The sequence below is a fragment of the Halocynthiibacter styelae genome, from assembly GCF_016123485.1.
Classification (GTDB): Bacteria; Pseudomonadota; Alphaproteobacteria; order Rhodobacterales; family Rhodobacteraceae; genus Halocynthiibacter; species Halocynthiibacter styelae.
The window spans coordinates 20,205-44,915 of the sequence record NZ_JADCKQ010000013.1 but is presented as its reverse complement, the minus strand read 5'-3'; the positions used below and the strand labels follow the sequence as shown (position 1 = coordinate 44,915).

Below are 24,711 nucleotides of genomic sequence, written 5' to 3'. Positions count from 1 at the left end.
CCCCGGAAGGGCGCCTTTTCTTTTGGGGTTGTCCCGGATCACTTGCTGAGCAGCAGGTCTGGCAGGAAGAGTGCCAGTTCAGGGATGAATGTGGTCAACATCAGGGTTGGCAGCCATGCGAAGATGATGAAGACCAGAGTTGGCCAGAGCATCTTAGCAACGGACGTTTCACAAACCTGCGCACCAAGATAGAGCAGAGGTGCGGTTGGTGGTGTGATGTTTGCCATACCCAGGTTCACGCCGATAACAGCTGCGAAATGGATTGGGTCCATTCCGGTGCTTTGCGCGATAGGCAGCAAAATTGGCGTCGCCAGCAGCAGACCGGAAATGTCATCCATCAGCATACCGATCAGGATCATCACAACGTTGATCATCAGAAGAATGACGATCGGGTTGTCAGATACAGAATACACCATGTCTTTTGCCAGTTGCGGCGCGCCCTGGGCTGTCAGTTCTTTTGAAACGATCAGCACCATAAAGATCATGACCATCACCACACCAATTGTCACGCCGGAACGCTGAATTGTTTGGGCCAGGGTCTTCCACGTCAGACCTTTGTAGAAATAGATCGCAACAGGGATCGCATAGACCACAGCAATACCAGCGGCTTCGGTTGGCGTCATAACGCCACCATAGATGCCACCCAGAATGATCACAGGCATAAGCAGTGCAAGGCTTGCAAGCTTAGACTGTTGCCAGAGAACGGGCATAAACGGCGAAGGTTTGTCACTGACAATGATATCGTCATATTTACGCAGCATGAACCGGTTGGTGACGATCAGCAGGGTGATCAGGATCATCGCCGGGAAGACGGTCGACAGGAAGCATTTCAGCACGTGTTGCTGTGCAACCCAGCCATAAAGGATGTGCGACGAACTTGGCGGGATCAAAAGGCCAAGCGGACTGGCTGATACGATCAGTGCCGCGGATTGACCCGCAGGATAGTTCGCCTTTTTCAGATGCGGCATCATGATGCCACCGATACAGGTCAGGGTCGCGTTTGCAGAACCAGAGATGGATCCGAACACGCCACAAGCCAGAACAGCCGCCGCGGACAGACCACCTTTGATATGACCGATAAACATCTCGGCCATGGCCACAAGGGGGGCTGCGATCCGGCCTTTTTCCATGATGCCACCGGCAATCATAAACAGAGGAATCGCCAGCAGAACCAGCGAACGGATGCCCGTTTCACCAGTCCCGAGGTAACCGTCAATTGCGCGGTCCCCGACCATTGCGATGAACATCAGTACCGCACCAAAGGCGACATAGACGCTGACACCAAGCAGCAGCATCACACAGACGATAATCAGACTTCCGGTAATAATCATTCTGCGGCCTCCTCAAGGGTGTCAGCTTTCAGGGGCAAGCCAAGGCCCTTGCGGATATGAACGTAAAGATAGGCTGCGGAATAGGTCGCCATGAAGCAGAATGCTGCCATGATTGCGATCCGCCATGTGACGAACGGAATACGCAGAACCGGCGTGCCACGCAGGCGTGGGCGGCTCAGGTCATATTCAATTGCGAGGTAGGATGCGTAGATAATAAACAGGATCACAGCCAGTTCGATCACCAGGATGACCAGACTGCGCCACCAGATCAGGCGTGGATTGTGAATAATAATGCCCAGAATATCCGCATTGATGTGTAACTTGCGCTCGGACGCCAGAACGGCCCCTGCGAAAAAGCCCACGATGCTGATGCCCAAAAGCCATTCTTCATATGCAAAAAGATCGCCGCCAAATCCGTAGCGGATGATAACAACCGCCCCAAATGTGAAAGCCATCAGAAAGCCTGAAAATGTTGCGATGATCTTCATAACCACCAATGCCCAGTCCATGGGCTTGCCAATAAAGGCCGGCAGTTCATCTGTAATTTTATACGCCATGTCCCCCCCTCTTAACTTTGATTACGTGTCAGAACGTAGAAAAAGGGCCGGCGCTTTGGCCGGCCCTTCTGATCTATCTGATTAGTTAGCTGCTTTTGCAGCCAGCAGGCGGTCGATAACGTCCTGGCCAACGCTCTCAGCCATCAGGGGCCAGATGTTTTCCTGTACGTGTGCAGCCATTGCAGCCTGCTCTTCGTCGTTCAGGCTCAGGATGGTGTAACCAGCTTCAACCAGTTTCTCGCCGAAGACCGCATCGTTTTCACGGTTGTAAGCAAAGAAGTCGTCAGACGCTTTGGTCATAGCAGCCTGCAGAGCAGCTTTTTGCTCGTCGTTCAGCTTGTCCAGGGAACGCTGGGACGCGTAGAATGTTGTCAGCTCAGAGATTGAGTTATACTCAATGAAGTGAGATCCAACATCAGACTGTGCGAAGATAGAGTAAGTCGCAGTCTTGGTGCAGCAGATCGCGCCGTCAACGATACCAGACTGGATCGCTGGGAAGATGTCGCCCCAAGCCATTGTTGTCGCCTGGAAGCCCAGTGATTCAACCATGGATTTCACAACATTGGATGACCATACGCGGATGTTCATGCCTTTGTCGTCGAATGTGTTCCAGTTGGTTGGCTCTTGTGTTGCCACGATACCAACAAAACCTTCAGGGTTCTGTGCCAGAACCTGCACGCCGTAGTCGCCTACGATTTCCTGCAGAATGGTGTTATATTCGGAATCCAGGTTACGCATGATGTTATCCATGTCATCCCAGCCGCCAACGAGGAACGGCATAGACAGGAATTCAAGGCGTGAGTCGGTGTCAGCGTAGATGAACGCAGCTGCCAGATCGATGTTGCCACGGCCAACTTCTTCGAACAGTGCTTCGCCGGAACCCAGCTGGTTCGCAGGGAAAACTTCGATGGTCAGACCAACGCCAGCTGCAGCAACGTCAGCTGCAACCTGTTCCATCATCTTTGTGCCCTGGTGATCGATCGGGAACACGCCTGCGAAACGCAGTGAGATGTCTTCCGCGATTGCGGCTGTGGACATCAGTGCGCCAAGTGCGCCGGCGACAAGGCCTTTGGTCAGTTTAGTAAATGTCATAGTTATCTCCCTATAGACTGGTTTATTCGGTATGGGCGTGGCTTCTTTTGTGGCGACGTCCCGGTTGTTAGTCAGGCACATTATGCAAAAGTTTTAACATTCGCAATTTATTTTGTGCTTTTTTGTCATTTGAAACATTTTCCGGCATTCTGCCCAGACCCGCGGCACAATATCTGGCTGTTGCAGCAAGCATTTGGAAAGGTGTGCGCAAAGGGTCGCAGGTCACATGAAATGTGACAGACTGAATTGCAACTGATCCGGATTCTCTGATCATGCCCTCTTGATATACCGGAGTTGTGTGGGTGGCCAGAGTGCAGAGTTGAATAATATTAATCCGGACATTTTCCCGTATATTTCAGGTATTGTATCTCCTTTTCTGATCGCATTTCGTTTCATAACTGAAGTTCCAGAAGCGCATCACGCCAGTTCTGAGGAAAAGACACAGGTCGACGGCTGACTCTGTCCACATAAACATGTGTGAATCTGCCTTGAGCAGCGGCCGTTTCCCCTTGCCCGAACAAAGCGATCCGATAGGTGACAGAAGATTTCCCGATCTTTTCAACGGCGATCCCGGCGATGATTTCCTGTGGAAAGGCCAGTTCTGCGAAATAGCTGCACCCGGTTTCGACAACCAGCCCTACGATTTCACCCTGACGAAAATCCAGAAGACCTTGTTCCATCAGCCAGTGATTAATAACCGTGTCAAACAGCTGATAGTGCACAGTATTATTCATATGCCCATAGGCATCATTATCGGACCAGCGGGTCTGAAGCCTGCGGTGGACTGTGAAGTCACAGCGTGACATAGGTGTGGGGCGGGGCATCACCAGGCCTCCTGATAGATCGCCAGCGCATCTTTTTCCGCCAGCACCCGCGGATTGTTCACCAGCAGGCGGGTCTGGATCATGGCATCGCGCGCCATGCCGGGCAGGGCTTCTTCACCAATCCCCACATCTCGCAGGCGTTGCGGCAGGCCCAGCCTTGCAGAAAGCGCGCTGAGACGGTCAATGAAAGCCGTACAGATTTCCTGCGCACCGCAGTCCGTGCCGATGTCCGGAAACAGATGCGGCGCAAGGGCGGCATAGTGCCGGTAAGATCCGTTTTCCACCTCAGCCGCGTTAAAGCGCAGGACCTGAGACAGAATCAGCGCATTCGACAGCCCGTGCGGAATATGGAAGGTGCCACCAATCGGATAGGCCAGCGCATGCACAGCGGCGACGGGCGAATTGGCGAAGGCCATGCCCGCAAGACAGGATCCCAGCAACATTTTGCTGCGGGCTTTGGTGTTGGCCGGGTTTGTGACGGCGGTTTCAATGTTCGCGCCCAGCAGTTCCAGTGCCTGCACAGCCAGCATTCGCGACATGGGGTTGTTGTTGGCGTTGACCGATGTATAGGCCTCAATCGCGTGCACCATGGCGTCAATGCCGGTGGCGGCGGTGACAGGGCCGGGCAGGCTGAGGGTCAGGTTGGCATCCAAAACCGCGACATCCGGCAGAATGACCGGCGAAGACACGCCACGTTTTTCATTTTCGCCCACGGTGATGATCGACACCGGCGTAACCTCAGACCCGGTACCAGCGGTGGTCGGGATCAAAACCAGTGGCAGGCGCGGGCCTTTGGCGTTGCCGACGCCCCAGGCGCCGTCAATGTCTTCACCAGAGCCGGCCAGAAGCGCGACCAGTTTCGCCACATCCAACGAGGATCCCCCGCCAAGGGCAACCACAGCTGTTGCGTTGCAATCCTGCGCGGCGCGAGTCGCGGTCAGAACTGTATTCAGGCTGGGGTCAGCCTCAACCGCGTCAAACATGGTGACAGTCAGCCCGGCATTTTCCAGGCTTGTGACTGCTTCGCGTTCCAGGCCCAGATTGCGAATGCCTTTATCGGTGACAAAAAGGATCTTATCGCCGATCTTTCCACTAATCGTCGTCGCCAGATCCGCAGCAGCCCCCGGGCGACAGATAATCTGCGCGGTGGTGTTGAAGATAAAGCCAGTCATGTGCGCTTTAACCCAATGGGCCGCCCGATCTGTGGCGGGCGTTCAATTTCAGTATGGGCGGCTACCATGGCACTGATCCGGTCCTGAATGTCCTGCGGATAGGGGGCAGAGCGGCGACTTTCGTGATCTACGTTGATCAGAACCTGTTCCATCACACAGACAGGCGTATCATCGGATGCCCGATGCATAGACCCGGCGATATGCACACGTTTCGCATCTCCATCAAGCATCAGGAATTTGCAGTAAAACGCTTCGCCTTGCAAAAGTTCATCCAGATAGTGCACATGATTTTGCAGCGCAAATGGCCCTTGGTTGTGACTTTTGCTGAAGGATGGCCCAGCGCCGATTTCACGATCCAGAAGGTCATCCAGATCATGATCAAAGGCCATGACATAATAGGCCAGATTCATATGCCCGTTGTAATCAATCCAGTCCTCAGGAACGGATCGCACGGGTGATCTGACCCAGCCACTCATGCGCGCGCCTCTTCAAAGCCGGTCAGGAAGGAATGCAGGTTGTCGCCCAATTCATCACACAGATACCCACCTTCCTGCACAATCACCGTGGGCAAGCCCAGATCCGCCAACATCTTTGCCATCACAGCAAAACCAGGCGTTGAAACGGACAGACCGCCAAAAGGATCGTTCTCATAGGCATCAAGGCCAAGCGCGATGACAACCGCACCGGGGGCAAATGCTTTGATGTCCTCAAGACCACCCGCCAGACCTTTCATAAACCCGTCATCCGCAGTGCCACGGGGCAGGGGGATGTTCAGGTTATAGCCATGGCCCGCACCTTCACCGACTTCATGGGCGTGACCCCAGAAGAAGGGGTAAAACCGATCCGGATCGGCGTGGATGGACATCGTGTAAACGTCGGAACGTTCATAAAAGATGCCCTGGGTGCCGTTGCCGTGATGCAGATCGACGTCGATGATGGCCACACGGTCATGAGTTTTGCGCAGGTACTGCGCGGCGATGGCGCTGTTATTCAGGTAACAGAACCCGCCAGCCAGATCACTGAAACAATGGTGCCCCGGCGGACGGCACAGGGCGTAAGCCATCTGATCACCGGCCTCGACCGCCTGCGCGGCAGAGACGGCGCAATTGGCGGACCAGCGGGAGGATTCCCAGGTATGCTCCCCAATCGGGCAGGACATATCCGCAACGTGAAACCCGGTCTGCGCGATAGCGGAAGTCGGATAACTTGCAGTGCGGCGATCCGGGTGGATGTTGGGAAAAATCTCTGGCGCTGCAGCGGGGTTCCGCGACCAGCGTTTATGGATGGTGGACAGGAACTTGATATAGGCGGGCGAATGCACAGCGGCGTGCGGCGCCAGCCCGTGATCAGCGGGCGCGATCACCTCATGCCCACCGGCGGCAACACCCGCCAGAAGACGTTCCATCCGTTCCGGCTGTTCCGGGTTGGGCTGCATAACGCCATCTACCAGATATCCGCTGGGATCGTGCATGGCCTGATGTGCCTGATCTGCAAAAACTTTCATCGCTTAAAACCCCACCTTATCTGCGCCCTTCAACTGCAGCATCTCACGCGCCTCATCCGGCGTTGCAATTTCATAGCCAAGTTCTTCCAGCACGGTACGGATCTTGATCACCTGCTGGGCATTGCTGACAGCCAGTTCACCACGCCCGATCATCAGGCTGTCTTCCAGGCCAACACGCACATTGCCGCCCAGGATCACAGCCATTGTACCCAGGGTCATCTGTTGACGCCCCGCCGCAAGGACTGAAAACTTATACTGATCACCCAGCAGACGATCCGCAGTTTCCTTCATCATCATCAGGCTTTGCGGGCTGGCATCAATGCCTCCCAGAACACCCATGACAAACTGCAGGAACACAGGCGCTTTGATGCGATTTTGCTTCAGATAGAAGGCGACAGACTGAATGTGGCCAACGTCATAACATTCGAATTCAAACTTCGCGCCGCCGGCATCACCCAGCATGCTGAACACCGCTTCAATATCCCGAAACGTGTTCTTGAAAACCACGTCACGGGTGTTCTCAAGGAAGGGTTCTTCCCAGTCGTGTTTCCAGTCGGTGTAACGGTCTTTCATTGGGAACAGGCCAAAGTTGATCGAGCCCATGTTCAGTGAACACATTTCCGGCGCAAGTTCCGCAGGCGCGGACAGGCGTTGTTCTACGGTCATTTGGGATGACCCGCCAGTGGTCAAATTGATCACCGCATCGGTTTCGTCTTTGATGCGCGGCAGGAACTGACGGAAGACCTCGATATCAGAGCTTGGCTTGCCGTTTTCCGGATCGCGGGCGTGCAGGTGCAGAACGGATGCACCCGCCTCTGCGGCCTCAATCGCGGATGTGGCGATTTCATCGGGGGTGACGGGCAGATAGGGGCTCATGCTTGGGGTGTGGATGGAACCGGTCACCGCACAGGTCAGGATAATTTTACGTGGCATAATCAGGCCTCCAGCCCGCTTTCCCGGGCGAACACACCCAGGCTGTCATCAAGAATATTCAGAATGTCATTCACCTGGGTTTCCGTCACGATCATCGGCGGGCAGACAAGGAAATGATCGCCGTCGATGCCCCCATGGGTGCGGCGGGAATAGGTGATAAGCTTGCGTTCATAACAGATCTCAACAAAGCGATCATAAGCGTTCAGATCCTTTGGCAGCGGGGCCATGGTTTCGCAATCCGACACCATTTCAAACGCCGTCAGCAGACCTTTACCGCGCACGTCACCAATGAATGCATACCGATCTTTCAGATCGTTCAGGCCTGTCATCAATAGATCGCCCATCGCACGCGTGTTCGCCATCAGATCAAGACGGTCGATTTCGGCCAGAACCGCAAGCCCGGCAGAACAAGCCAGCGGGTTGCCCGCATAAGTGTGCCCATGGGCAAAGCCACCGGCGTCCAGCACGGTTTCGACCATGTTTTCGTCGGCAATCATCGCGCCAAGCGGCGCATAACCCGCAGCGAAACCTTTGGACACGGCCACAAGATCAGGACGCACATTCCAGTGTTCAGACGCCATGAATGTGCCGGTGCGGCCAACGCCGGACATGACTTCATCCATGATCAGCAGCACGCCGAATTCATCACAGATTTCGCGCACGCGGGTGTAATAGCTGTCTGGTGCCACAAGCGCCCCGGTAGATGCGCCGCCGACAGGTTCCATCGCAAAAGCCAGCACGGTTTCCGGCCCCTGCGCGATGATCTCATCACGCAGCATTTCCGCATATTTCAGCCCGCGCTGTTCATCACTCAGATTGTCCTGATCCTGATAACAGGTTGGTGCCGGGATCTTGGGCATGTCTTTGAACAGCGGCGCAAAAGCATCTTTCAGCGGGCCATAACCTGTCAGCGCCAGCGCGCCCAGGGTGGATCCGTGATAAGACGGGAAACGTGAAATCACCTTCCAGCGCTTGTCCTGCCCCGCAGCAACCGCCCATTGGCGCGCGAATTTCACACAGCTTTCAACCGCTTCAGATCCGCCAGAGACAAAGAACACTTTGTTCAGGCCCTCAGGCATCCGGTTGGCAATTTCCGTGGCCAGATTTTCCGCAGGGGCGTTTTCGAAATGCAGACGATAGGCGAATGTCGCGCTGTCCATCTGGGCTTTCATCGCCTTCAGCACATTCGGGTTGGAATGGCCAATGTTAGACACCATCGCGCCGGAAGAACCGTCAATATAACGTTCGCCGTTTTTCCCGTGGATATAGATGCCTTCCGCACGTTCCACTTCGGGGCGGCGGGCGCGGGACTGATAAAACAGGTTTGATTTCTTCACTGCCGTTCTCTCTGCAATGTCCGCCGGGGAGTGCCGGGGACTCATGTGATGTTTTCAGCAGGTTGCTTTTGTTTTCATCATAGCGCAAATAGATATGGTCAATGAATGACATAGGTGAAATCAATGTCTGAGCCGACTGACCCCGATAAACTGATCCGCGAACTCGACTGGAACCTTCTGCGCACCTTCATGTTTATTGTGCAGGAAGGCAGCATAACCCTGGCTGCACGACGCATGATGTTGCAGCAACCTTCTGTCAGCCAGGCACTGAAACGGCTTGAGGCGCGCCTTGAAACGCCTCTGATTGATCGCGGCCCCTCGCATTTCCGCGTCACCCCTGCAGGGCAGATGTTGTATCAGGAATGTCTGGATATTTTTGGATCTCTTTCCCGGACTATTCAGGCGACACAGGGAGCCGAAGATGTGGTGACAGGCAAGGTGCGGCTGGCGCTGCTCAGCCGGGTGGAAAGCCCGTTTTTCGATCAGCTGTTGTCTGGCTTTCACGCAGCGCACCCGGAAGTCAGCTTTGATCTGGAGGTCATGTCCAGCAAATCGGTGCAGCAGGCGGTGCTTGAAAAATCCGCAAGCCTTGGGGTCGGGCTTGTGCATGAACAGCATCCGTCACTGACATATCAGACCCTATACCGATCATATTTCGGGTTTTACTGCGGACCAAGCCACCCACTGTTCGGGTGCGAAGGCCTGCGCATGGAAGATCTGGCAGGCCATTCCTCGATCTCTTTCCGCACGGATCAGCTTTGGGATGCGTTGCGGCCCATTGCGCTTTTGCGTGCGCAACACCGGCTGGATGATCGCGTGATCGGCTATACCTCACATCTGGGTGAAGCCTTGCGGATGATCATCGCCGGCCTGGGATTTGGCCCGTTGCCAGTGCATGTGGCGCAGAGATTTGTGGAACGGGGCGAGCTTTGGCGTCTGCCGCCCTATGGCAATGCGCTGGAAATTGATGTGCATGTGCTGCGCCACAAATCCGCGCGCCTGAACCGGGCGGAACTGGCGTTTGCGGAAATGCTGGATGCGCGGCTTGCAACGGTGCCCCTGTCAGAACGTACCTATTCCGACGGATCCTGATCCTTCGCAGCCCAACTTTTGCGAAACGCACCGGGCGATTGCCCGTATCTTTTACGAAACCGCAGGGCCAGTTGTGTCGCGCTGTTAAACCCGGTGGCTGCGGCAATTTCCGTGACGGACAGGCTGGTTTCATTCAGCAAAGCATGGGCGCGGGCAACGCGCAGATCAATGTAATATTGCACCGGCGATGTGCCGACATAGGACTTAAACAGACGTTCCAGCTGTCGCCGCGAAATTCCCACATGATCGGCAATCCCGGCGATGTCTTCCGGTTCTTCCACGGTGGCCTGCATAAACTGCATGGCCTGGATCAGATGCGGGTTCCGGCTGCCAAGTGCCACGGCATAGGCCGATTTCTGAACACCCTGACGGCTGCCGGAACGGGAATGAATGCACATGTCAGACACAATCACCGCCAGATCCTGCCCATGGTCACGTTCGATCATTTCCAGCATCATATCAGTCGCTGCATGGCCCCCACCACAGGTCATCAGGCCCCGGTCAACTTCATAGAGGTTTGCTGTCGGCACAAGATCCGGGAAGATTTCGCAGAAAGCAGGCTGGTTTTCCCAATGCAGCGTGAATTTTTGTTTACGGATGATCCCCGCACGGGCCAGGGCAAAAGCGCCGGTGCAAACAGATCCGATTGTCACGCCAAACGCGTTGTGTTTGCGCAGCCATGCCAGGACTTTGTTGGAAAAGCTGTCCGCAGGTTCCGTGCCCGCACAGACAAAGGCCAGGGCGGAGGATGGCAATGCTTCAAGCCCGGAATCCGGCATCAGCATAATGCCGTTAGAACAGCGCACAGGTTCCCCGTCTTCTGTCATCAGAAACCAGCGGTACAATTCCCGCCCGGTGACCTGATTGGCAAGGCGCAAAGGTTCGACCGCTGCGCTGAACGCCAGCATGGTCATCTTTGGCAAAAGCAGAAAGTGGATATCCGTTACCGGCCCGTCGTAATCAATGCGAAAACTGGCGGCCCCTTTGGGTATGAAACTGTTTGAGGTCATAGGATTTCATATCATGGACGTCCCGGATTGACGATAGGGGCAGACGTGGGATCGGGATGGTTATAGCAAATGAGAAATTTCCCGGCGTTTATTGCACAAACGCTAATTTTTCGATAATCTGACTGACAAGTCTGGGGGGATGAAAGAACATGGGCGACTATCTGAAGGTGAATGAGCAACTCAGGGATATGTTCCCCGATCTGCCGCGCGCGCTTCGTGTGGTTGCGACCTATCTCATGGAGCATCCCGGCGATATTGCAACCCTTTCCATGCGTCAGGTTGCATCAAATGCCGGCGTTTCCCTGCCAAATTTTTCCCGACTGGCCAAATTGCTTGGCTATGAAACCTATGGCGAGCTGCGCGAAGTCTATCGTCGTCAGGTGCAACAGCATGACGTCAGCTATTATCAGTTGCGTGCAGAAAACCTGCAGAAATCCAATAAAGATAACGATAATACGCGGTTTTGGGGCGATCTTCAGAATGCAGTGACAGACAATGTCACAGCACTGTTTGAAACCATGGATGCGGATTATCTGGCTGATGTGGCGCGTGTGGTTGCCGATAGCGAACATGTCTATCTGATCGGGATGCAGGCGTCGCATAGTTTTGCGCAATATCTGAATTACCTGGGCGGCATGACCAGCGATAAATTTCGGCTGGTACGTTCTGAAGGTGGCATTTATGCGGATACCATCACCGATGTCAGCGAACGCGATGCGGTGATTGCTGTCAGCCAGCAACCCTGTGCAGGTGCAACTGTGCGTCTGGCAAAAGTCGCGCAGGACCGGAAGGCAAAGATCATCGCGATCAGTGACAGCCCGGCGTCGCCATTGGCGATGTGTGCGGACCACGTCTTGCTGACACCCAACCAAAGCCCGCTGTTTTTTGAATCTTATGTCTCTGCCACCATCATGATTGAGGCCCTGATCGGGTTCTATACATTGAACAACACCCCCGAAGTGATCAGCCGGATCGAAAAGATCGAATCCGACCGGATCCTTCTGGGCGAATACTGGAAAGATGAGGACTGAATATGTCATCCACTGATGCCCTGACGCTGCTGGCCTGCCAGATTGAAATTCCTGCCATGACCACAGCGTCCGAGCGCGATGCGCATCTGGCGACATCGGTTGCAAAAGTGCGCGCGCAACTGTCAGGCGCAAAGGCTGATCTGGTGGTTCTGCCGGAACTGTCCAGCATTGATTATTCCCGTGACGCCTTTGAATGCCTGGATGAAATCGCGGAAGATGTCGAAGGCGCGTCTTTCCAGGCCTGGCGCGTTCTGGCGCAGGAATTTAGTGTCTTTATTTCGTACAGTTTCGCGCGTCGTGACACGACGGGCACCTATATTTCAATCGCCGTTGCCGGGCCTGACGGGGAGTTGGTCGGGCATTATGATAAGCTGCATATGTGTCAGTATGGCGCGTCGATGGAGAAAGAATACTTTGATCGCGGTGATCACATTTTCACCTTTAAGGTCAAAGGTTTCACCCTGTCCCCAATCATCTGCTACGACATCCGCATTCCAGAGCTTTGCCGCACATTGACCCTGCAACATGGTGTGGATCTGATCCTGCATTGCGGCGCCTATTTCCGGGATGAATCCTTTGCCACCTGGCATCATTTTTCCACCACCCGGGCGCTGGAAAACCAGGTGTTTTTCCTGTCCCTGAACCGGGCCGGGGCCAATTGGGGCAATTCACGATTCTGCTGGCCCTGGATGGATGAAAACACCTATCCAATCCGCTTTAAAGGCACGGATGAAGACTTCCACTTTATCACAATCAGCCGGGATCAGCTGAGTAAAGTGCGCGAAGATTATACTTTCCTGAAGGATCGCCTGGAGGACTACAGCGGGCTTTAACGCCCGCGCACTGCTTATTTCTTCTTGTTCATCGCAGACAAAAGTGCGTCACCAAATCCACCGGTCTGTGGTTTGCCACCAGATTTACCGCGCGGGCTGCTCTGGTGCTTCTGACGTCCCTGATTGCGCGGCCCGCTGTTGCGTTCTTTCGGGCCGTCATTGCCACCGGGCTTTGCATCTTTGCGCATCGACAGGGCAATCCGTTTGCGGGGGACTTCGACCTCTGTCACCATCACACGCACCACATCGCCAGCTTTCACCACCTCATGCGGGTCTTTAACAAAGCGATCGGCCAGCTGGCTGATGTGCACAAGCCCATCCTGATGCACGCCGATATCCACAAAGGCCCCAAAGGCGGCCACATTGGTCACAGTCCCTTCCAGGCGCATCCCGGGCTTCAGGTCGGTGATGGTTTCGACCCCGTCGGTGAAAGTCGCTGTTTTAAACTCCGGGCGTGGATCGCGGCCGGGTTTTTCCAACTCGGTGAAGATATCGCGCACCGTGGGAAGGCCGAAATTATCGGTGACAAAGTTTTCCGGCTTCAGGGTTTTCAACGCGTGGCTCTGCCCCATGATATCCGCCATATTACGTCCGCTGGCAGTCACAATTTTCTGCGCAACATCATAGGCTTCCGGGTGAACGGACGATGCATCAAGCGGTTCTTCCCCGTCCCGGATACGCAGGAACCCTGCCGCCTGTTCAAAGGCTTTGGGGCCAAGACCGGATACTTTCAACAAGGATTTACGCGATGGGAAAGCCCCGTGCATGTCCCTGTGAAACACAATTGCGCCCGCCAGCGAACGACCAAGACCCGCGACCTGCGCAAGCAGTGGCGCAGATGCTGTGTTCAGATCCACACCAACCGCGTTCACCGCGTCTTCCACCACGGCCTCAAGCGCATTGCCAAGGCGGCGCTGATCGACGTCATGCTGATATTGCCCGACACCGATGCTTTCGGGGGTGATCTTTACCAGCTCGGCCAGGGGATCCTGTAGGCGCCGCGCAATCGACACGGCCCCGCGCAGGGATACATCCAGATCGGGGAATTCTTCAGACGCCAGTTCAGATGCAGAATAAACCGATGCGCCGGCTTCAGACACCACAACTTTCATCGGTGCTTTTACGGATTTTGGCAGCAGCTTCAGGGTTTCCGCTACCAGTTTTTCCGTCTCACGACTGCCAGTACCGTTGCCCACCGCGATCAGTTCGATCCCATGTTTTGTGATCAGTTCCAGCAGTTTCGCCTCGGACCCACGCACATCCATGCGGGGCTGAAACGGGTAGATCGTGGCTGTGTCCAGAACCTTACCCGTGTCATCAATCACCGCGACTTTCACCCCGGTGCGAATGCCCGGATCAAGCCCCAGTGTTGCGCGACGACCGGCAGGGGCCGCCAGAAGCAGGTCTTTGAGATTGCGGGAAAAAACCAGGATCGCTTCTTCATGGGCACGCTGGCGCAGATCGCTGAGCAGATCCACATAAAGCGACATGGAAAACTTGATACGCCAGGCCCAGCCCGCCACCGTGCGCAGCCATTTATCGCCCGGCGTGTCACCAGATGTATCCAGATGCGCTGCAACCATGCTGATCGCGCGCGGCACACCTTCTTCCGCATCCGGGGCGATTTCCATCACCACCACTTCTTCCTTGGCAGCCCGCAAAATGGCCAGGGCTCGGTGCGCGGCGATATCGGCCCATTTTTCACGATGTGCGAAGTAATCGGAAAACTTTGCACCGTCCTTTTCTTTACCCTCAATCACACGGGAGGAAATGAAGGCTTCACGCTGCATAAAATCGCGCAGGCGCCCCAGAAGGTCTGCGTTTTCAGACAGTTCCTCTGTCAGAATATCGCGTGCGCCGTTCAGGGCATCTTTCACCGTCGCAACGGTTTCCGTCACATATGACGCGGCCAGATCTTCCGGCTCCGCCGCACGGTTTTCCTGGATGGCACGCAGCAGTGGTTCCAACCCGTTTTCCCGCGCAATCATCGCCTTTGTGCGGCGCTTTGGCTTATAGGGCAGATAGATGTCTTCAAGAGTTGCCTTATTGTCTGCCCCGGCAATCGCGCGGGCCAGATCATCGGTCAGTTTACCCTGGTCTTTGATGGAATTCAGGATCGTATCGCGGCGTGCCTCCATATCGCGCAGATAGGTCAGGCGATCGGCAAGGGTCCGCAGCTGAATATCATCCAGCCCCCCGGTGACTTCCTTCCGGTAACGCGCAACAAAGGGTACAGTGGCGCCTTCGTCCAGCAACGCGACAGCAGATTTAACCTGTTGAGATGAGGCAGAAATATCCTCGGAAATTCTACGAAAGATCCGGTCTTCAACGGCTTGTGCGGCGGGTTTTGTCAAAGGAAGCTCCATCCTGAATGAACCGTCATTTCTAGCTATAATCTTCGGGCAGGCCAAGGCCGCTGTGATGGCATCCGGCGAAAAATCGCGGGCTTGCATTGATGCGGCGATCTATGTGTTATGTGCAGACATAATAATGCCCCGGAGGATATGATGATTGCCAGCCTGATGATGTATGCCCGCCCGCAACTTGATGCAGCCCACGTGCACTTCTGGCAGTTGATCCGGGAAAACCTGGCGCAGGCAGGCATTGATGCACCGGAAAACCTGTCCCAGAGCGCCGAGGAATTTTCTGTCTGGAAAGACCCTGATCTTGTGCTTAGCCAGACATGTGGCATGCCTTATCGCACCTGGTTGCATGCTCAGGTGAACCTTGTGGGCACCCCGGATTACGGCCTGGAAGGCTGTCCGCCAGGTTATTATCGCAGCGCGCTTGTCGTGCATAAAGACAACTACGCCTGGCGGAAGAAAATTGAGGAATATGATAAAACTGATGACGGTGGCGACATTATTTTCGCCTATAATCAGACGTTCTCACAGTCAGGGTTTGCGGCGCCTTACTGGCATCTGAAGCCCCGGAGTATCTGGTTTAATGAGATGTATAAATCCGAAGGCCACCTCAATTCGGCGCGTTCGGTTGCGGAAAGGCGCACTGACATTGCTTCGCTGGATGCGATGTCCTGGCGATTGATGCGGGAATATGAGGAATTTGCGCAGGACCTGCGTGTTCTGGACTGGACCGATTCCACGCCAGGTCTGCCGCTGATCACATCCGTAAAACATGACCCAGAGGTGGTGTTTGATGCTGTCAGCGCCGCAATCACGCAGCTGACCCCGGATGATCAGGCTGCACTTGGCATCAAAGGCCTTGTGCGTATTCCGAAGGAAGATTACCTCGCAATTCCCAATCCGCCCGGTTCTGTCTGAAAAATCGGGCTTGTGCCGGGGACGGTGAGAAATTATCTATAAATCATGAACGATACCCCCGGCGACACCATTTCAGAGATCATCCGCAAAAACCTGACGGATCAGATTATCCGGGGCGAATTGAAGCCGGATGAAAAGCTGCGTCAGGATCATATCGCGAAGGAATTCAACACAAGCCATGTGCCCGTGCGCGAAGCCCTGCTGCGGCTGGAAGCCCGGGGCCTGGCGATCAGTGAACCGCGCCGGGGCGTGCGGGTTGCGCCCTTTAGCCCGGAAGATATTTTCGAGATCCGCGCCATGCGGCTGGCCCTGGAACCGTTGGCCCTGCGTCAGGCTGTACCCAATGCCACACGGGCCGACCTGAAACGCATTCGGGAAGCTCAGGAAGCCTGCGACGCAGCCGAAGATCTGCTGACCTGGGAACAGGCAAACCGCGCCTTTCACCGTGAAATTCTGGCCCCTTCCGCCATGCCGCGCCTGCTGGCGACGATTGAAACGCTGGAAGTTCTCAGCGCCCGGCATTTCCTGCGCACCTGGCGGCTGCGTTTTGTGCAGCGCAAAGACCGCGATCACGCAGCGATCGTCACGGCCATGGTCCGGAAAGAGGCCGACACAGCGGTGCTGGTGCTACAACGCCACCTACAGCGCATGGGCTGATCACGCCTTCTGTGCAATCACATAAACAGGCGCCCAGGTCAGGGTTACATCGCCATTTTTCGTCCCGAATTGATGCTTATAATCCTGACTGAACCGCATCAGATCCCGGCGTGACCATTGTTGTTTCGCATTCCCGTTCACCCCGGTTTTACGCAGATGTTTTAGCAGATCCAACGGACGTTCAAACCAATCCGTTTGGTGATCCTGCGCGATGTGACAGACCTTCATGTCTTCGGGCAACATGGCGTGCCATTCTTCGGAGCCGAAATACGCCATATCGCAGGGCTGATCATGAAACGCCCTGAGTTCACGGAAATGATCAGGGCCAAAGCTGCTGATCGCCAGCCAGCCGCCGGGATTCAGATGATCACACAGACGCTGCAACAAAGCCGGCGTATCGCTGACCCACTGCAGGGCGGATGCTGAAGTGATCAGGTCGAATTGACCGGGCAAGGGGGTGGTCTCAACCGACCCTGGCAGAAAGTCCCAATACCCCAGATCTGGCAGACGATCCAGGTATTCCCGGCTTTCCGGGACAAGGTCATTCAGAACCCGATGATCGGCAGACAGGCGTTGCGCAAGTGCCCGTGTCAGAAAGCCGGTACCACAGCCAATTTCCAGCAGGCTTTCAACGGCAGTCACCCCGCTTTTTTGCAGAAAAAGTGCTGCTAGTTTTGACGCGATCTCTTTCTGGCAACTGGCGTGGCTGTCATAACTGGCAAAGCCACGACGGAAACTCTGTTCAATTCGGGAAGCGTGCAAAGGGATGGTCATGCCAGAACCTCCGCCCAGGTTTTCCAGGCGCTGAAAGCCACATGCGGTGCATCTGTTTCCACAACGTCTGTTGCATTGCCAACCCATGCGGCGCGCAGATTTTTCGCAGGAAAAATCTTGTCTGTGCGGCTGATCACGGCTTTGTCCCAGGTCAGTTCCACCCGGCTGTAATCCCGCGCCTGCACGGCCAGAAGTTCGTCTTTCAAAGCGGGAATATCCACAAGTTCAGGCGGAACAGCACGTCCGTAGCAGCGTTGCAGAAAGATCTGAAAACTGGTGACCGACAATGTGTCGATGGTTTTTTGCATGACAACGGGCGGAATTCCAAGATCACGATCCACAGGGATCACTCCGCCGCACAGTGCAACCTTGCGGTCAAACGGATCGACGCGGCTCTCTTGCCAGAGCGCGTAAGAAGCCACACCAAAAGACCAGGCAATAAGGTTGCGGGCTTCATATCCGGAAAGATCCGGCAGATCAGTGGTCAAATCGCGATAATTCGAGACGCAGAGAATATCGGCCTTTGTCTTCAGATGCACAAAAGCTTCTGGCCCGATGCCCCAGCCGGAGAAGATCACCAGGACCTCGCGCGCGCCCTCAGCTTTCTGAAGCCACTGCATCTGCATCTATAGAACCTCTGCCAGGTGACCCATGGCGGCACAAATCTGCGCGAGGTCTTCATCGGGGGTGACAAAAGGTGGCATGCAATAGATGTGACGGCCAAAGGGACGCAGCCAGACGCCAAGGTCTTTACAGATTGGATGGGCCTGATCGGCGCTGACGTTGTGATCCATCTCTACCACGCCAATCGCACCCAAAACCCGTACATCCGCGACACCGGGCAAATCCCTCAGGCGGGTGAGGTGGGACATCAGACCATCTTCGATCCGCGCAACATTTTCCTGCCATACCCCATCCGCCAGCAAATCAAGACTGGCGCAGGCCGCCGCACAGGCCAGCGGATTACCCATGAAAGTTGGCCCATGCATGAACAATCCGGGTGATCCATTGCCGATAACTTCCGCCACATGATCGGTCGTCATCGTCGCGGCAAAGGACAGGGTGCCGCCGGTTAAAGCTTTGCCCATACACAGAATATCCGGGGTGACATCGGTAAATTCCGTGGCAAACATTTTGCCTGTGCGGCCAAAGCCCGTGGCGATTTCGTCAAAGATCAGCAGAATGTTGAATTCATCACAAAGCGTGCGCAACTCGTTCAGATACTGCGGGTGATAGAAATACATCCCACCTGCGCCCTGAACGAGGGGTTCGATGATGAAAGCGGCAATGTCTTCATGGCTCTCCGCCAAAAGATCGCGCAACACACCCACACCATTTTCCTCAGGGTCCGGGTTCCAGGCTTCACCAAGGCGGATCGGCGGTTTCGGGGTGAAATACTGGGCGCTCAGCGCCTTGGCAAACAGATGATGCATACCTGTTACGGGGTCGCAGACACTCATCGCTTTCCAGGTGTCGCCGTGATAGCCGGACCGCACCGTGGCAAAGCCGGTTTTGCCAAGCCGACCGGCAGCATGTTGATATTGCACGGCCATTTTCAGGGCGACTTCGACGGAAACAGAGCCCGAGTCACAATAAAAAATCCGTTGCAGATCGGGCGGTGTAACAGCCAGCAGTTTTTTCCCAAGCTCAATCGCCGGGTCATGGGTCAGACCGCCGAACATCACATGCCCCATTTTGTCGGCCTGATCTTTGATGGCTTTTGTGATGTCAGGCTGGCAATAACCGTGGATCGTGCTCCACCAGGACGACATGGCATCAATCATCTCTGTGCCGTCGTCCAGTGTCAGACGTACGCCACTGGCAGAGGCGACTTTATGGGTCGGGCCGGGTTGCGTGACATTGGTGTAGGGGTGCCAGAGGTGGCGGGCGTCAAACACGTCAGACATGGAAGGCCTCCGCTGGGAAGGCGCGGGCAAAAGCAGCTTGCAGCGTATCAGGATTCAGCTCCGGCAGCATCGGAAGACGACCCAGACGGCGGGTCTGCCCGAAGTCGACAATCGTTTGCTCCACCTCGGGTTCTGGATCCCCAATGAAGGCGACGCCATGAACATCACAGCCAGCAGTACGCAAGGCCTGCAGCGACAACAGCGTGTGATTGATCGTGCCAAGTTGCGTGCGGGCGCAGAGGATCACGGGCTTTTGCCAGCGGGCGAAGATATCGATGTAAAGGGTCTGACGATTGACCGGTACCATCAATCCGCCCGCACCTTCCACCACCAGCGGGCCGGTAACATCGGGCAGGGTCAAGGCGTTGGGATCGATGATTGCGCCTTCGGCTTCTGCCGATAAGTGGGGCGAGGCAGGCATGCCCAGGCGATGGGCCTCTGGCAAAACTGTCTGGCCCGACAGCCGCCCGACAAATTCGCTGTCGGTTTCTTCCTCAAGCCCGGCCTGCACGGGTTTCCAATACGTCGCCTGCAACGCCTGTGTCAGCCCGGCGGAAAACACGGTTTTGCCGATGCCCGTGTCGGTGCCGGTCACGATGAATGTGGTCATGATGCGTGCCTTTCCAGTTCCTCGCTCAGGGCCGTGAACATGTCACGCAGGGCGGTGTCGGATGGGTTCAGGGTGATCGAGATCCGCAGGCGCGATGTGCCACGCGGCACGGTTGGCGGACGGATGCCGCGGATGTCAAATCCACAGGCCTGCAGATTGGCCGCGATCTGCATTGTGGCTTTGTCATCGCCAATGATCACCGGAATGATCTGGGACATAGGGCGGGGCAGGGCGCAGAGGGTTTCCACCAGATCTGCGACCTCTGCCATACGCTTCTGCAATCGTTCTGCCCGTGTCGGGAGTTCCTGCAAGGCCACCCGCAACAAAGCCGCATTCAGAGGCGTCGGTGCGGTGGAAAAGATGAACCCGCGCGCCTTATTGATCAGGGTTTCAATCAAAACCCGTGCCCCGCAGATCAGGGCACCAGATACGCCCATGGCCTTGCCACAGGTGTGCAAGGTAATGATATCAGCCTGGCCTTCGAAAGGCGCCATCAGCCCGCGCCCACCCGGGCCGAAAACGCCGCCGGAATGGGCTTCATCCGCAACCAAAACCAGGTCATGTGCCTGCGCCAGGGCCACGAAATCCGCAACCGGGGCCAGGTCCCCATCCATACTGTAAAGCGTTTCAAACGCCAGCCAGATCCGGCCTGCCCCGCCATTTGAACGCCAGTCGCGGATAATCTCTTCCGCATGGGTGACGTCGTTGTGACGAAAGGCCTGTGCTTGCGCCCGAGAAAGGCGCATTCCGTCGTGGACACTTGCATGAATCAATGTGTCGTACAGGATCAGATCGTCATGGCGGGGCAGGGTGCTGAAGAGCGCTGTATTCGCGGTAAATCCGCAATTGAGAAACAGCGCAGCTTCAGTCTTAAAAAATGCGACGGCCTCGGCCTCAAGCGCCTCATGTTCCGCATGGTTCCCCCGCAAAAGCCGCGATGCGCCCGCCCCCAGGGGCACCCCACGGTAAAGTGCATCACCGGCGGCATGGCGCAACACATCTGATGCGGCCAGGCCCAGGTAGTCATTGGACGCAAAATCATGGCCACTGACCGGGATCAGGCTACGATAGCGCCCCCGGGTTTTCAGCTGCGACAATGCCGCTTCATGGTGGAAAAAACCTGCCATTGCGGTGCTTATACGGCAGAGCGTATCAGGTTCGGAATCGGTGGGTTCTTCTGCGCTACGGCCTGGGACAGGTCACGCGCCGTATCCGAAACCAGTTTCTTTTCGCAGATAGATCCGTCTTCACCCACTGCCATCGCGATCAGACCAAGTTTGTTAAACAGGGCGCTGTCTTTGTCTTCTTCCGGATTGTCAGCGGTCAACAAAGTTTCCCCGACAAAGATCGAATTGGCCCCGGCAAAGAAACACATGGCCTGCAGTTCATCCGACATATCGGTGCGACCGGCGGACAGGCGCACATGGGATTTTGGCATCAGGATACGGGCAAGCGCTACGGTGCGGACAAATTCGATCGGGTCCAGCGGCTCCACATCCGCAAGCGGCGTGTCCGGGATCGGGATCAGCATGTTCACGGGCACGGAATCCGGGTGGCCTTCCAGCGTGGCCAGCGTCACCAGCATGTCAATCCGGTCCATCTGCTGTTCGCCCATACCGACGATGCCGCCGGCGCAGACTTTGATCCCGGACTCACGCACACGGTTCAACGTGTCGATGCGATCCGCAAAAGTACGGGTCGTGATGATTTCGGAATAGTACCGTTCGGACGTGTCGATGTTGTGGTTGTAATAATCCAGCCCTGCGTCACGCAGACGGATCACCTGATCATCTTCCAGCATACCAAGGGTCATGCAGGTTTCCATGCCAAGGTCTTTCACACCCTCAACCATCGCCGTCAACGCCGCCATGTCGCGTTCTTTCGGGCTGGTCCAGGCGGCACCCATGCAATAGCGGGTCGCACCGCCTTCTTTGGCTTTGCGGGCCTGGGCAATGACGCGCTGCACTTCGATCATCTTGCTGGCGGACAGTTTAGAACCGTTGCGCGCGGACTGGGAGCAATAGGCGCAATCCTCGGCACAGCCGCCGGTTTTAATCGACAAAAGCTTGCTGCGCTGCACCTGATTTGGATCAAAATAGGTGCGATGCATGGTCTGCGCCTGAAAGAGAAGATCCATGAAGGGCAGATTATAGATTTTTTCTGCTTCTTCCCGCGTCCAGTTCGTCCGGATGTTTGGATCTTTCGTCATGATCTGCGCCCTGCCTGCATTACTCTGGTGGTGGAAACTTTCAATATAGATAAAACGTCAACCAGGCAAACCACACGTCAAAAATTATCTATAATCAACAAATCATCAATAGACGCGAAACAAAAAGCCCCCCGCATCACTGCGAAGGGCCATGGAAAGAAACGGTTTTTCCGGATCAGACGCGAATGTCATCCTGATGCTCAAGGAACCAGTCATAGGTTTGCTGCAGGCCATCGGGCAGAGAAATCCTTGCGCGCCACCCCATACCCGCCAGACGACTGACATCCATCAGCTTACGCATCGTGCCGTCGGGTTTGCTGGGGTCGGTTGTGATTTTTCCTTTGAATCCGACAACATCCGCAACCATCTGCGCCAGCTCGTAAATCGACACGTCGGCCCCGGTGCCCACATTGATATGGCTGAGCATCAGTTCTGTGTTTGCCTCATATTCCGGTTTGGGCAAGTCCAGCACATAAAGCGAAGCTTCGGCCATATCATCTACATGCAGGAATTCCCGGCGCGGCCTTCCAGACCCCCAGATCTGCACCTCTTCCAGGCCATCTTTCGCAGCATTGTGAAAGCGACGGATCAGTGCAGGCAACACATGGCTGTTTTCCGGATGGAAGTTGTCACCCGGCCCGTAAAGGTTGGCAGGCATCACGCTGCGATAATCCACCCCGTGCTGGCGGTTGTAGCTTTCGCACAGTTTGATCCCGGCAATCTTCGCAATCGCATAGGGTTCATTTGTTGATTCCAGGATCCCGGTCAGCAGGGCGTTTTCTGCCATAGGCTGTGGAACATCGCGCGGATAAATGCAGGACGACCCCAATTGCAGAAGCTTCTGCACACCGGCGGCAAAGGCCTGATGGATCACGTTACATTCAATCATCAGATTGTCGTAGATGAAATCTGCCGGATAGGTGTTGTTGGCATGAATGCCACCCACGCGAGCCGCCGCCAGAACCACCACATCCGGGCGCTCTGCCTGCATGAAATCACGCACATCTGCCTGGCTGGTCAGATCCAGTTCCGCATGGTCGCGGGTGATAATTCCCACATCTCCGCGTACTTCAAGGCGACGCCTGATCGCGCCTCCGACCATGCCACGATGCCCGGCAACAAAAACCCTTTGCATCGGCTTACCCCTGATCTTCGACCGCAACAGGCAGTTCCAACCCATGCGCCTTCAACAACGCATGACGGCGTGCCGTCACGAGGTCGCCAGACACCATTTCAGCACACATCTGCTGGGCGGTAAATTCAGGCACCCAGCCCAATTTTTCTTTGGCCTTGGACGAGTCCCCCAACAGGGTTTCCACTTCGGCCGGACGGAAGTAACGCGGGTCAATGCGCATCACGACATCACCCACTTTCAGGGCAGGGGCGTTACCCCCGGTGATGGCCGCGACTTGTGCAATTTCATCCGTGCCGTCACCGTTGAATTCCAGCTCAATCCCAAGTTCCCGCGCGGACCAGGAGATAAAGTCACGCACACTGTATTGCTTGCCAGTCGCGATCACAAAGTCTTCTGGCTCATCCTGTTGCAGCATCATCCACTGCATGCGCACGTAATCTTTTGCATGGCCCCAGTCACGCAGCGCGTCGATGTTACCCATATAAAGACAATCTTCCAGTCCCTGCGCGATATTGGCCAGGCCACGTGTGATTTTACGGGTTACAAAGGTTTCACCGCGGCGCGGGCTTTCGTGGTTAAACAGGATGCCGTTACAGGCATACATGCCGTAAGCTTCACGATAGTTCACAGCGATCCAATAACTGTAAAGTTTCGCCACAGCATAGGGAGAACGCGGATGGAACGGTGTGGTTTCGCGCTGCGGTGTTTCCTGCACCAGACCATATAGTTCAGACGTGGACGCCTGGAAAAAACGCGTTTTCTTTTCAAATCCCAGGAAACGGATTGCCTCCAACAAGCGCAACGTGCCCATCGCATCCACATCCGCAGTATATTCCGGACTGTCAAAACTAACCGCGACATGGGATTGTGCACCGAGATTATAGATCTCGTCAGGCTCTACCTCAGCAATGATCCGTGTCAGATTGGAAGCGTCTGTCAGATCACCATAATGCAACTTGAAACGCGCACCATTAATGTGCGGATCTTCGTAGATATGGTCGATCCTCTGGGTGTTGAAAGAAGATGCACGACGCTTAACCCCATGCACCTCATAGCCCTTTTCAAGCAAAAATTCGGCAAGATATGACCCATCCTGCCCTGTAATTCCGGTAATGAGAGCTCGTTTTATTGTTTCAGGCATCTGCAACCGCTTCATATTTAAGTTTACAAACCAGTGTGCGCCCACCGGCTTCAGGTTTTATGCAATCATCTCTCGACGAAATAAATATATGTAGCCCGAGACAATTTCTTCTGACATGCGTTGCACGGAACCTTCCGAAAACGCAAGCTTACCCGCGCAGCCTGTTTGAGTCAGACTATAGCCCCTCACCGAAATTTCCGCTATGATCCCATGACACAAACAGAAAGATGTGTATATTTGACCGTACGTTTTACGAAATGGTAACAGCAAGCAACAAAACA

Annotated in this window: 24 protein-coding genes; 5 read left to right on the top strand and 19 right to left on the bottom strand. The window is 55.3% G+C overall.

Annotated features, from left to right (window positions below; genetic code table 11):
- Nucleotides 1-38: 38 nt before the first annotated feature.
- From H1D41_RS15305 to H1D41_RS15265, 9 genes are all read right to left on the bottom strand, one after another.
- Nucleotides 39-1,331: a TRAP transporter large permease gene (locus tag H1D41_RS15305; protein ID WP_107495592.1), complete on the bottom strand. Its 1,293-nt coding sequence runs from the start codon at nucleotides 1,329-1,331 to the stop codon at nucleotides 39-41.
- Nucleotides 1,328-1,888 (bottom strand): TRAP transporter small permease, encoded by a 561-nt coding sequence (locus tag H1D41_RS15300; protein ID WP_228849732.1) that lies wholly within the window; start codon nucleotides 1,886-1,888, stop codon nucleotides 1,328-1,330. The genes H1D41_RS15305 and H1D41_RS15300 overlap by 4 nt, the downstream gene beginning before the upstream one ends.
- Before the next feature lie 81 nt (nucleotides 1,889-1,969).
- Nucleotides 1,970-2,980, bottom strand: a complete 1,011-nt coding sequence (gene dctP, locus H1D41_RS15295; protein WP_228849731.1) for a TRAP transporter substrate-binding protein DctP — start codon at nucleotides 2,978-2,980, stop codon at nucleotides 1,970-1,972.
- 392 nt (nucleotides 2,981-3,372) lie between these two features.
- On the bottom strand, nucleotides 3,373-3,804 hold the full coding sequence (locus tag H1D41_RS15290) for an acyl-CoA thioesterase (protein ID WP_228849730.1): 432 nt from the start codon (nucleotides 3,802-3,804) through the stop codon (nucleotides 3,373-3,375).
- Complete coding sequence (locus tag H1D41_RS15285) at nucleotides 3,804-4,976, bottom strand: iron-containing alcohol dehydrogenase (protein ID WP_228849729.1); 1,173 nt, start codon at nucleotides 4,974-4,976, stop codon at nucleotides 3,804-3,806. The genes H1D41_RS15290 and H1D41_RS15285 overlap by 1 nt, the downstream gene beginning before the upstream one ends.
- On the bottom strand, nucleotides 4,973-5,452 hold the full coding sequence (locus tag H1D41_RS15280) for a thioesterase family protein (protein WP_228849728.1): 480 nt from the start codon (nucleotides 5,450-5,452) through the stop codon (nucleotides 4,973-4,975). Before H1D41_RS15280 ends, H1D41_RS15285 begins: the two co-directional genes overlap by 4 nt.
- The gene (locus H1D41_RS15275; RefSeq protein ID WP_228849727.1) at nucleotides 5,449-6,480 is read right to left on the bottom strand and encodes a histone deacetylase family protein; all 1,032 of its coding nucleotides are present in this window, start codon (nucleotides 6,478-6,480) and stop codon (nucleotides 5,449-5,451) included. Before H1D41_RS15275 ends, H1D41_RS15280 begins: the two co-directional genes overlap by 4 nt.
- Nucleotides 6,481-6,483: 3 nt before the next feature.
- Nucleotides 6,484-7,413 carry a BKACE family enzyme gene (locus H1D41_RS15270; RefSeq protein ID WP_228849726.1) on the bottom strand — a complete coding sequence of 310 codons (930 nt, stop codon included), beginning with the start codon at nucleotides 7,411-7,413 and terminating at the stop codon, nucleotides 6,484-6,486.
- Between the two features lie 2 nt (nucleotides 7,414-7,415).
- Entirely contained in the window at nucleotides 7,416-8,750 is a 1,335-nt protein-coding gene (locus tag H1D41_RS15265) for an aminotransferase family protein (protein WP_228849725.1), read from the bottom strand.
- A 123-nt stretch (nucleotides 8,751-8,873) separates the two neighbouring features.
- On the opposite strand from H1D41_RS15265, the gene H1D41_RS15260 reads away from it, so the two are divergent.
- On the top strand, nucleotides 8,874-9,842 hold the full coding sequence (locus H1D41_RS15260; protein WP_228849724.1) for a LysR family transcriptional regulator: 969 nt from the start codon (nucleotides 8,874-8,876) through the stop codon (nucleotides 9,840-9,842).
- Here H1D41_RS15260 and H1D41_RS15255 read toward each other — a convergent pair.
- Nucleotides 9,824-10,852 carry a GlxA family transcriptional regulator gene (locus H1D41_RS15255; RefSeq protein WP_228849723.1) on the bottom strand — a complete coding sequence of 343 codons (1,029 nt, stop codon included), beginning with the start codon at nucleotides 10,850-10,852 and terminating at the stop codon, nucleotides 9,824-9,826. The two genes, H1D41_RS15260 and H1D41_RS15255, sit on opposite strands and share 19 nt — an antisense overlap.
- A 149-nt stretch (nucleotides 10,853-11,001) precedes the next feature.
- Here H1D41_RS15255 and H1D41_RS15250 point away from each other — a divergent pair, with 149 nt between their 5' ends.
- Both H1D41_RS15250 and H1D41_RS15245 read left to right on the top strand, forming a co-directional pair.
- Nucleotides 11,002-11,883: a MurR/RpiR family transcriptional regulator gene (locus H1D41_RS15250; RefSeq protein ID WP_228849722.1), complete on the top strand. Its 882-nt coding sequence runs from the start codon at nucleotides 11,002-11,004 to the stop codon at nucleotides 11,881-11,883.
- Between the two features lie 2 nt (nucleotides 11,884-11,885).
- Entirely contained in the window at nucleotides 11,886-12,716 is an 831-nt protein-coding gene (locus tag H1D41_RS15245) for a carbon-nitrogen hydrolase family protein (protein WP_228849721.1), read from the top strand.
- A 14-nt stretch (nucleotides 12,717-12,730) separates the two neighbouring features.
- Here the strand turns inward: H1D41_RS15245 and H1D41_RS15240 are convergent, their stop codons facing one another.
- Nucleotides 12,731-15,082, bottom strand: coding sequence for a Tex family protein (locus H1D41_RS15240; RefSeq protein ID WP_228849720.1), 2,352 nt, complete (start codon nucleotides 15,080-15,082; stop codon nucleotides 12,731-12,733).
- 138 nt (nucleotides 15,083-15,220) lie between these two features.
- On the opposite strand from H1D41_RS15240, the gene H1D41_RS15235 reads away from it, so the two are divergent.
- Entirely contained in the window at nucleotides 15,221-15,997 is a 777-nt protein-coding gene (locus tag H1D41_RS15235) for a phosphate/phosphite/phosphonate ABC transporter substrate-binding protein (RefSeq protein WP_324250291.1), read from the top strand.
- 45 nt (nucleotides 15,998-16,042) lie between these two features.
- Nucleotides 16,043-16,654 carry a GntR family transcriptional regulator gene (locus H1D41_RS15230; RefSeq protein ID WP_228849719.1) on the top strand — a complete coding sequence of 204 codons (612 nt, stop codon included), beginning with the start codon at nucleotides 16,043-16,045 and terminating at the stop codon, nucleotides 16,652-16,654.
- On the opposite strand, the gene bioC is transcribed toward H1D41_RS15230, so the two are convergent.
- The 8 genes from bioC to gmd all read right to left on the bottom strand — a co-directional run bounded on the left by bioC (nucleotide 16,655) and on the right by gmd (nucleotide 24,418).
- On the bottom strand, nucleotides 16,655-17,428 hold the full coding sequence (gene bioC, locus H1D41_RS15225) for a malonyl-ACP O-methyltransferase BioC (RefSeq protein ID WP_228849718.1): 774 nt from the start codon (nucleotides 17,426-17,428) through the stop codon (nucleotides 16,655-16,657).
- Entirely contained in the window at nucleotides 17,425-18,054 is a 630-nt protein-coding gene (locus tag H1D41_RS15220) for a pimeloyl-ACP methyl esterase BioG family protein (RefSeq protein ID WP_228849717.1), read from the bottom strand. The genes bioC and H1D41_RS15220 overlap by 4 nt, the downstream gene beginning before the upstream one ends.
- On the bottom strand, nucleotides 18,055-19,335 hold the full coding sequence (bioA, locus tag H1D41_RS15215) for an adenosylmethionine--8-amino-7-oxononanoate transaminase (protein WP_228849716.1): 1,281 nt from the start codon (nucleotides 19,333-19,335) through the stop codon (nucleotides 18,055-18,057).
- Nucleotides 19,328-19,945, bottom strand: a complete 618-nt coding sequence (gene bioD, locus H1D41_RS15210; protein ID WP_228849715.1) for a dethiobiotin synthase — start codon at nucleotides 19,943-19,945, stop codon at nucleotides 19,328-19,330. The genes bioA and bioD overlap by 8 nt, the downstream gene beginning before the upstream one ends.
- Complete coding sequence (locus H1D41_RS15205) at nucleotides 19,942-21,072, bottom strand: 8-amino-7-oxononanoate synthase (protein WP_228849714.1); 1,131 nt, start codon at nucleotides 21,070-21,072, stop codon at nucleotides 19,942-19,944. Before H1D41_RS15205 ends, bioD begins: the two co-directional genes overlap by 4 nt.
- An 8-nt stretch (nucleotides 21,073-21,080) precedes the next feature.
- Nucleotides 21,081-22,154, bottom strand: a complete 1,074-nt coding sequence (gene bioB, locus H1D41_RS15200) for a biotin synthase BioB (protein ID WP_228849713.1) — start codon at nucleotides 22,152-22,154, stop codon at nucleotides 21,081-21,083.
- 175 nt (nucleotides 22,155-22,329) lie between these two features.
- Complete coding sequence (fcl, locus tag H1D41_RS15195) at nucleotides 22,330-23,289, bottom strand: GDP-L-fucose synthase (protein ID WP_228849712.1); 960 nt, start codon at nucleotides 23,287-23,289, stop codon at nucleotides 22,330-22,332.
- A gap of 4 nt (nucleotides 23,290-23,293) precedes the next feature.
- On the bottom strand, nucleotides 23,294-24,418 hold the full coding sequence (gene gmd / locus H1D41_RS15190; RefSeq protein ID WP_228849776.1) for a GDP-mannose 4,6-dehydratase: 1,125 nt from the start codon (nucleotides 24,416-24,418) through the stop codon (nucleotides 23,294-23,296).
- Nucleotides 24,419-24,711: the final 293 nt, after the last annotated feature.

Bases quoted from the DNA above. Each gene is read 5' to 3' on its own strand.
- H1D41_RS15305 (WP_107495592.1), bottom strand. From the start codon at position 1,331: ATGATTATTACCGGAAGTCTGATTATCGTCTGTGTGATGCTGCTGCTT.
- H1D41_RS15300 (WP_228849732.1), bottom strand. From the start codon at position 1,888: ATGGCGTATAAAATTACAGATGAACTGCCGGCCTTTATTGGCAAGCCC.
- dctP (WP_228849731.1), bottom strand. From the start codon at position 2,980: ATGACATTTACTAAACTGACCAAAGGCCTTGTCGCCGGCGCACTTGGC.
- H1D41_RS15290 (WP_228849730.1), bottom strand. From the start codon at position 3,804: ATGCCCCGCCCCACACCTATGTCACGCTGTGACTTCACAGTCCACCGC.
- H1D41_RS15285 (WP_228849729.1), bottom strand. From the start codon at position 4,976: ATGACTGGCTTTATCTTCAACACCACCGCGCAGATTATCTGTCGCCCG.
- H1D41_RS15280 (WP_228849728.1), bottom strand. From the start codon at position 5,452: ATGAGTGGCTGGGTCAGATCACCCGTGCGATCCGTTCCTGAGGACTGG.
- H1D41_RS15275 (WP_228849727.1), bottom strand. From the start codon at position 6,480: ATGAAAGTTTTTGCAGATCAGGCACATCAGGCCATGCACGATCCCAGC.
- H1D41_RS15270 (WP_228849726.1), bottom strand. From the start codon at position 7,413: ATGCCACGTAAAATTATCCTGACCTGTGCGGTGACCGGTTCCATCCAC.
- H1D41_RS15260 (WP_228849724.1), top strand. From the start codon at position 8,874: ATGTCTGAGCCGACTGACCCCGATAAACTGATCCGCGAACTCGACTGG.
- H1D41_RS15255 (WP_228849723.1), bottom strand. From the start codon at position 10,852: ATGACCTCAAACAGTTTCATACCCAAAGGGGCCGCCAGTTTTCGCATT.
- H1D41_RS15250 (WP_228849722.1), top strand. From the start codon at position 11,002: ATGGGCGACTATCTGAAGGTGAATGAGCAACTCAGGGATATGTTCCCC.
- H1D41_RS15245 (WP_228849721.1), top strand. From the start codon at position 11,886: ATGTCATCCACTGATGCCCTGACGCTGCTGGCCTGCCAGATTGAAATT.
- H1D41_RS15240 (WP_228849720.1), bottom strand. From the start codon at position 15,082: ATGGAGCTTCCTTTGACAAAACCCGCCGCACAAGCCGTTGAAGACCGG.
- H1D41_RS15235 (WP_324250291.1), top strand. From the start codon at position 15,221: ATGATGATTGCCAGCCTGATGATGTATGCCCGCCCGCAACTTGATGCA.
- H1D41_RS15230 (WP_228849719.1), top strand. From the start codon at position 16,043: ATGAACGATACCCCCGGCGACACCATTTCAGAGATCATCCGCAAAAAC.
- bioC (WP_228849718.1), bottom strand. From the start codon at position 17,428: ATGACCATCCCTTTGCACGCTTCCCGAATTGAACAGAGTTTCCGTCGT.
- H1D41_RS15220 (WP_228849717.1), bottom strand. From the start codon at position 18,054: ATGCAGATGCAGTGGCTTCAGAAAGCTGAGGGCGCGCGCGAGGTCCTG.
- bioA (WP_228849716.1), bottom strand. From the start codon at position 19,335: ATGTCTGACGTGTTTGACGCCCGCCACCTCTGGCACCCCTACACCAAT.
- bioD (WP_228849715.1), bottom strand. From the start codon at position 19,945: ATGACCACATTCATCGTGACCGGCACCGACACGGGCATCGGCAAAACC.
- H1D41_RS15205 (WP_228849714.1), bottom strand. From the start codon at position 21,072: ATGGCAGGTTTTTTCCACCATGAAGCGGCATTGTCGCAGCTGAAAACC.
- bioB (WP_228849713.1), bottom strand. From the start codon at position 22,154: ATGACGAAAGATCCAAACATCCGGACGAACTGGACGCGGGAAGAAGCA.
- fcl (WP_228849712.1), bottom strand. From the start codon at position 23,289: ATGCAAAGGGTTTTTGTTGCCGGGCATCGTGGCATGGTCGGAGGCGCG.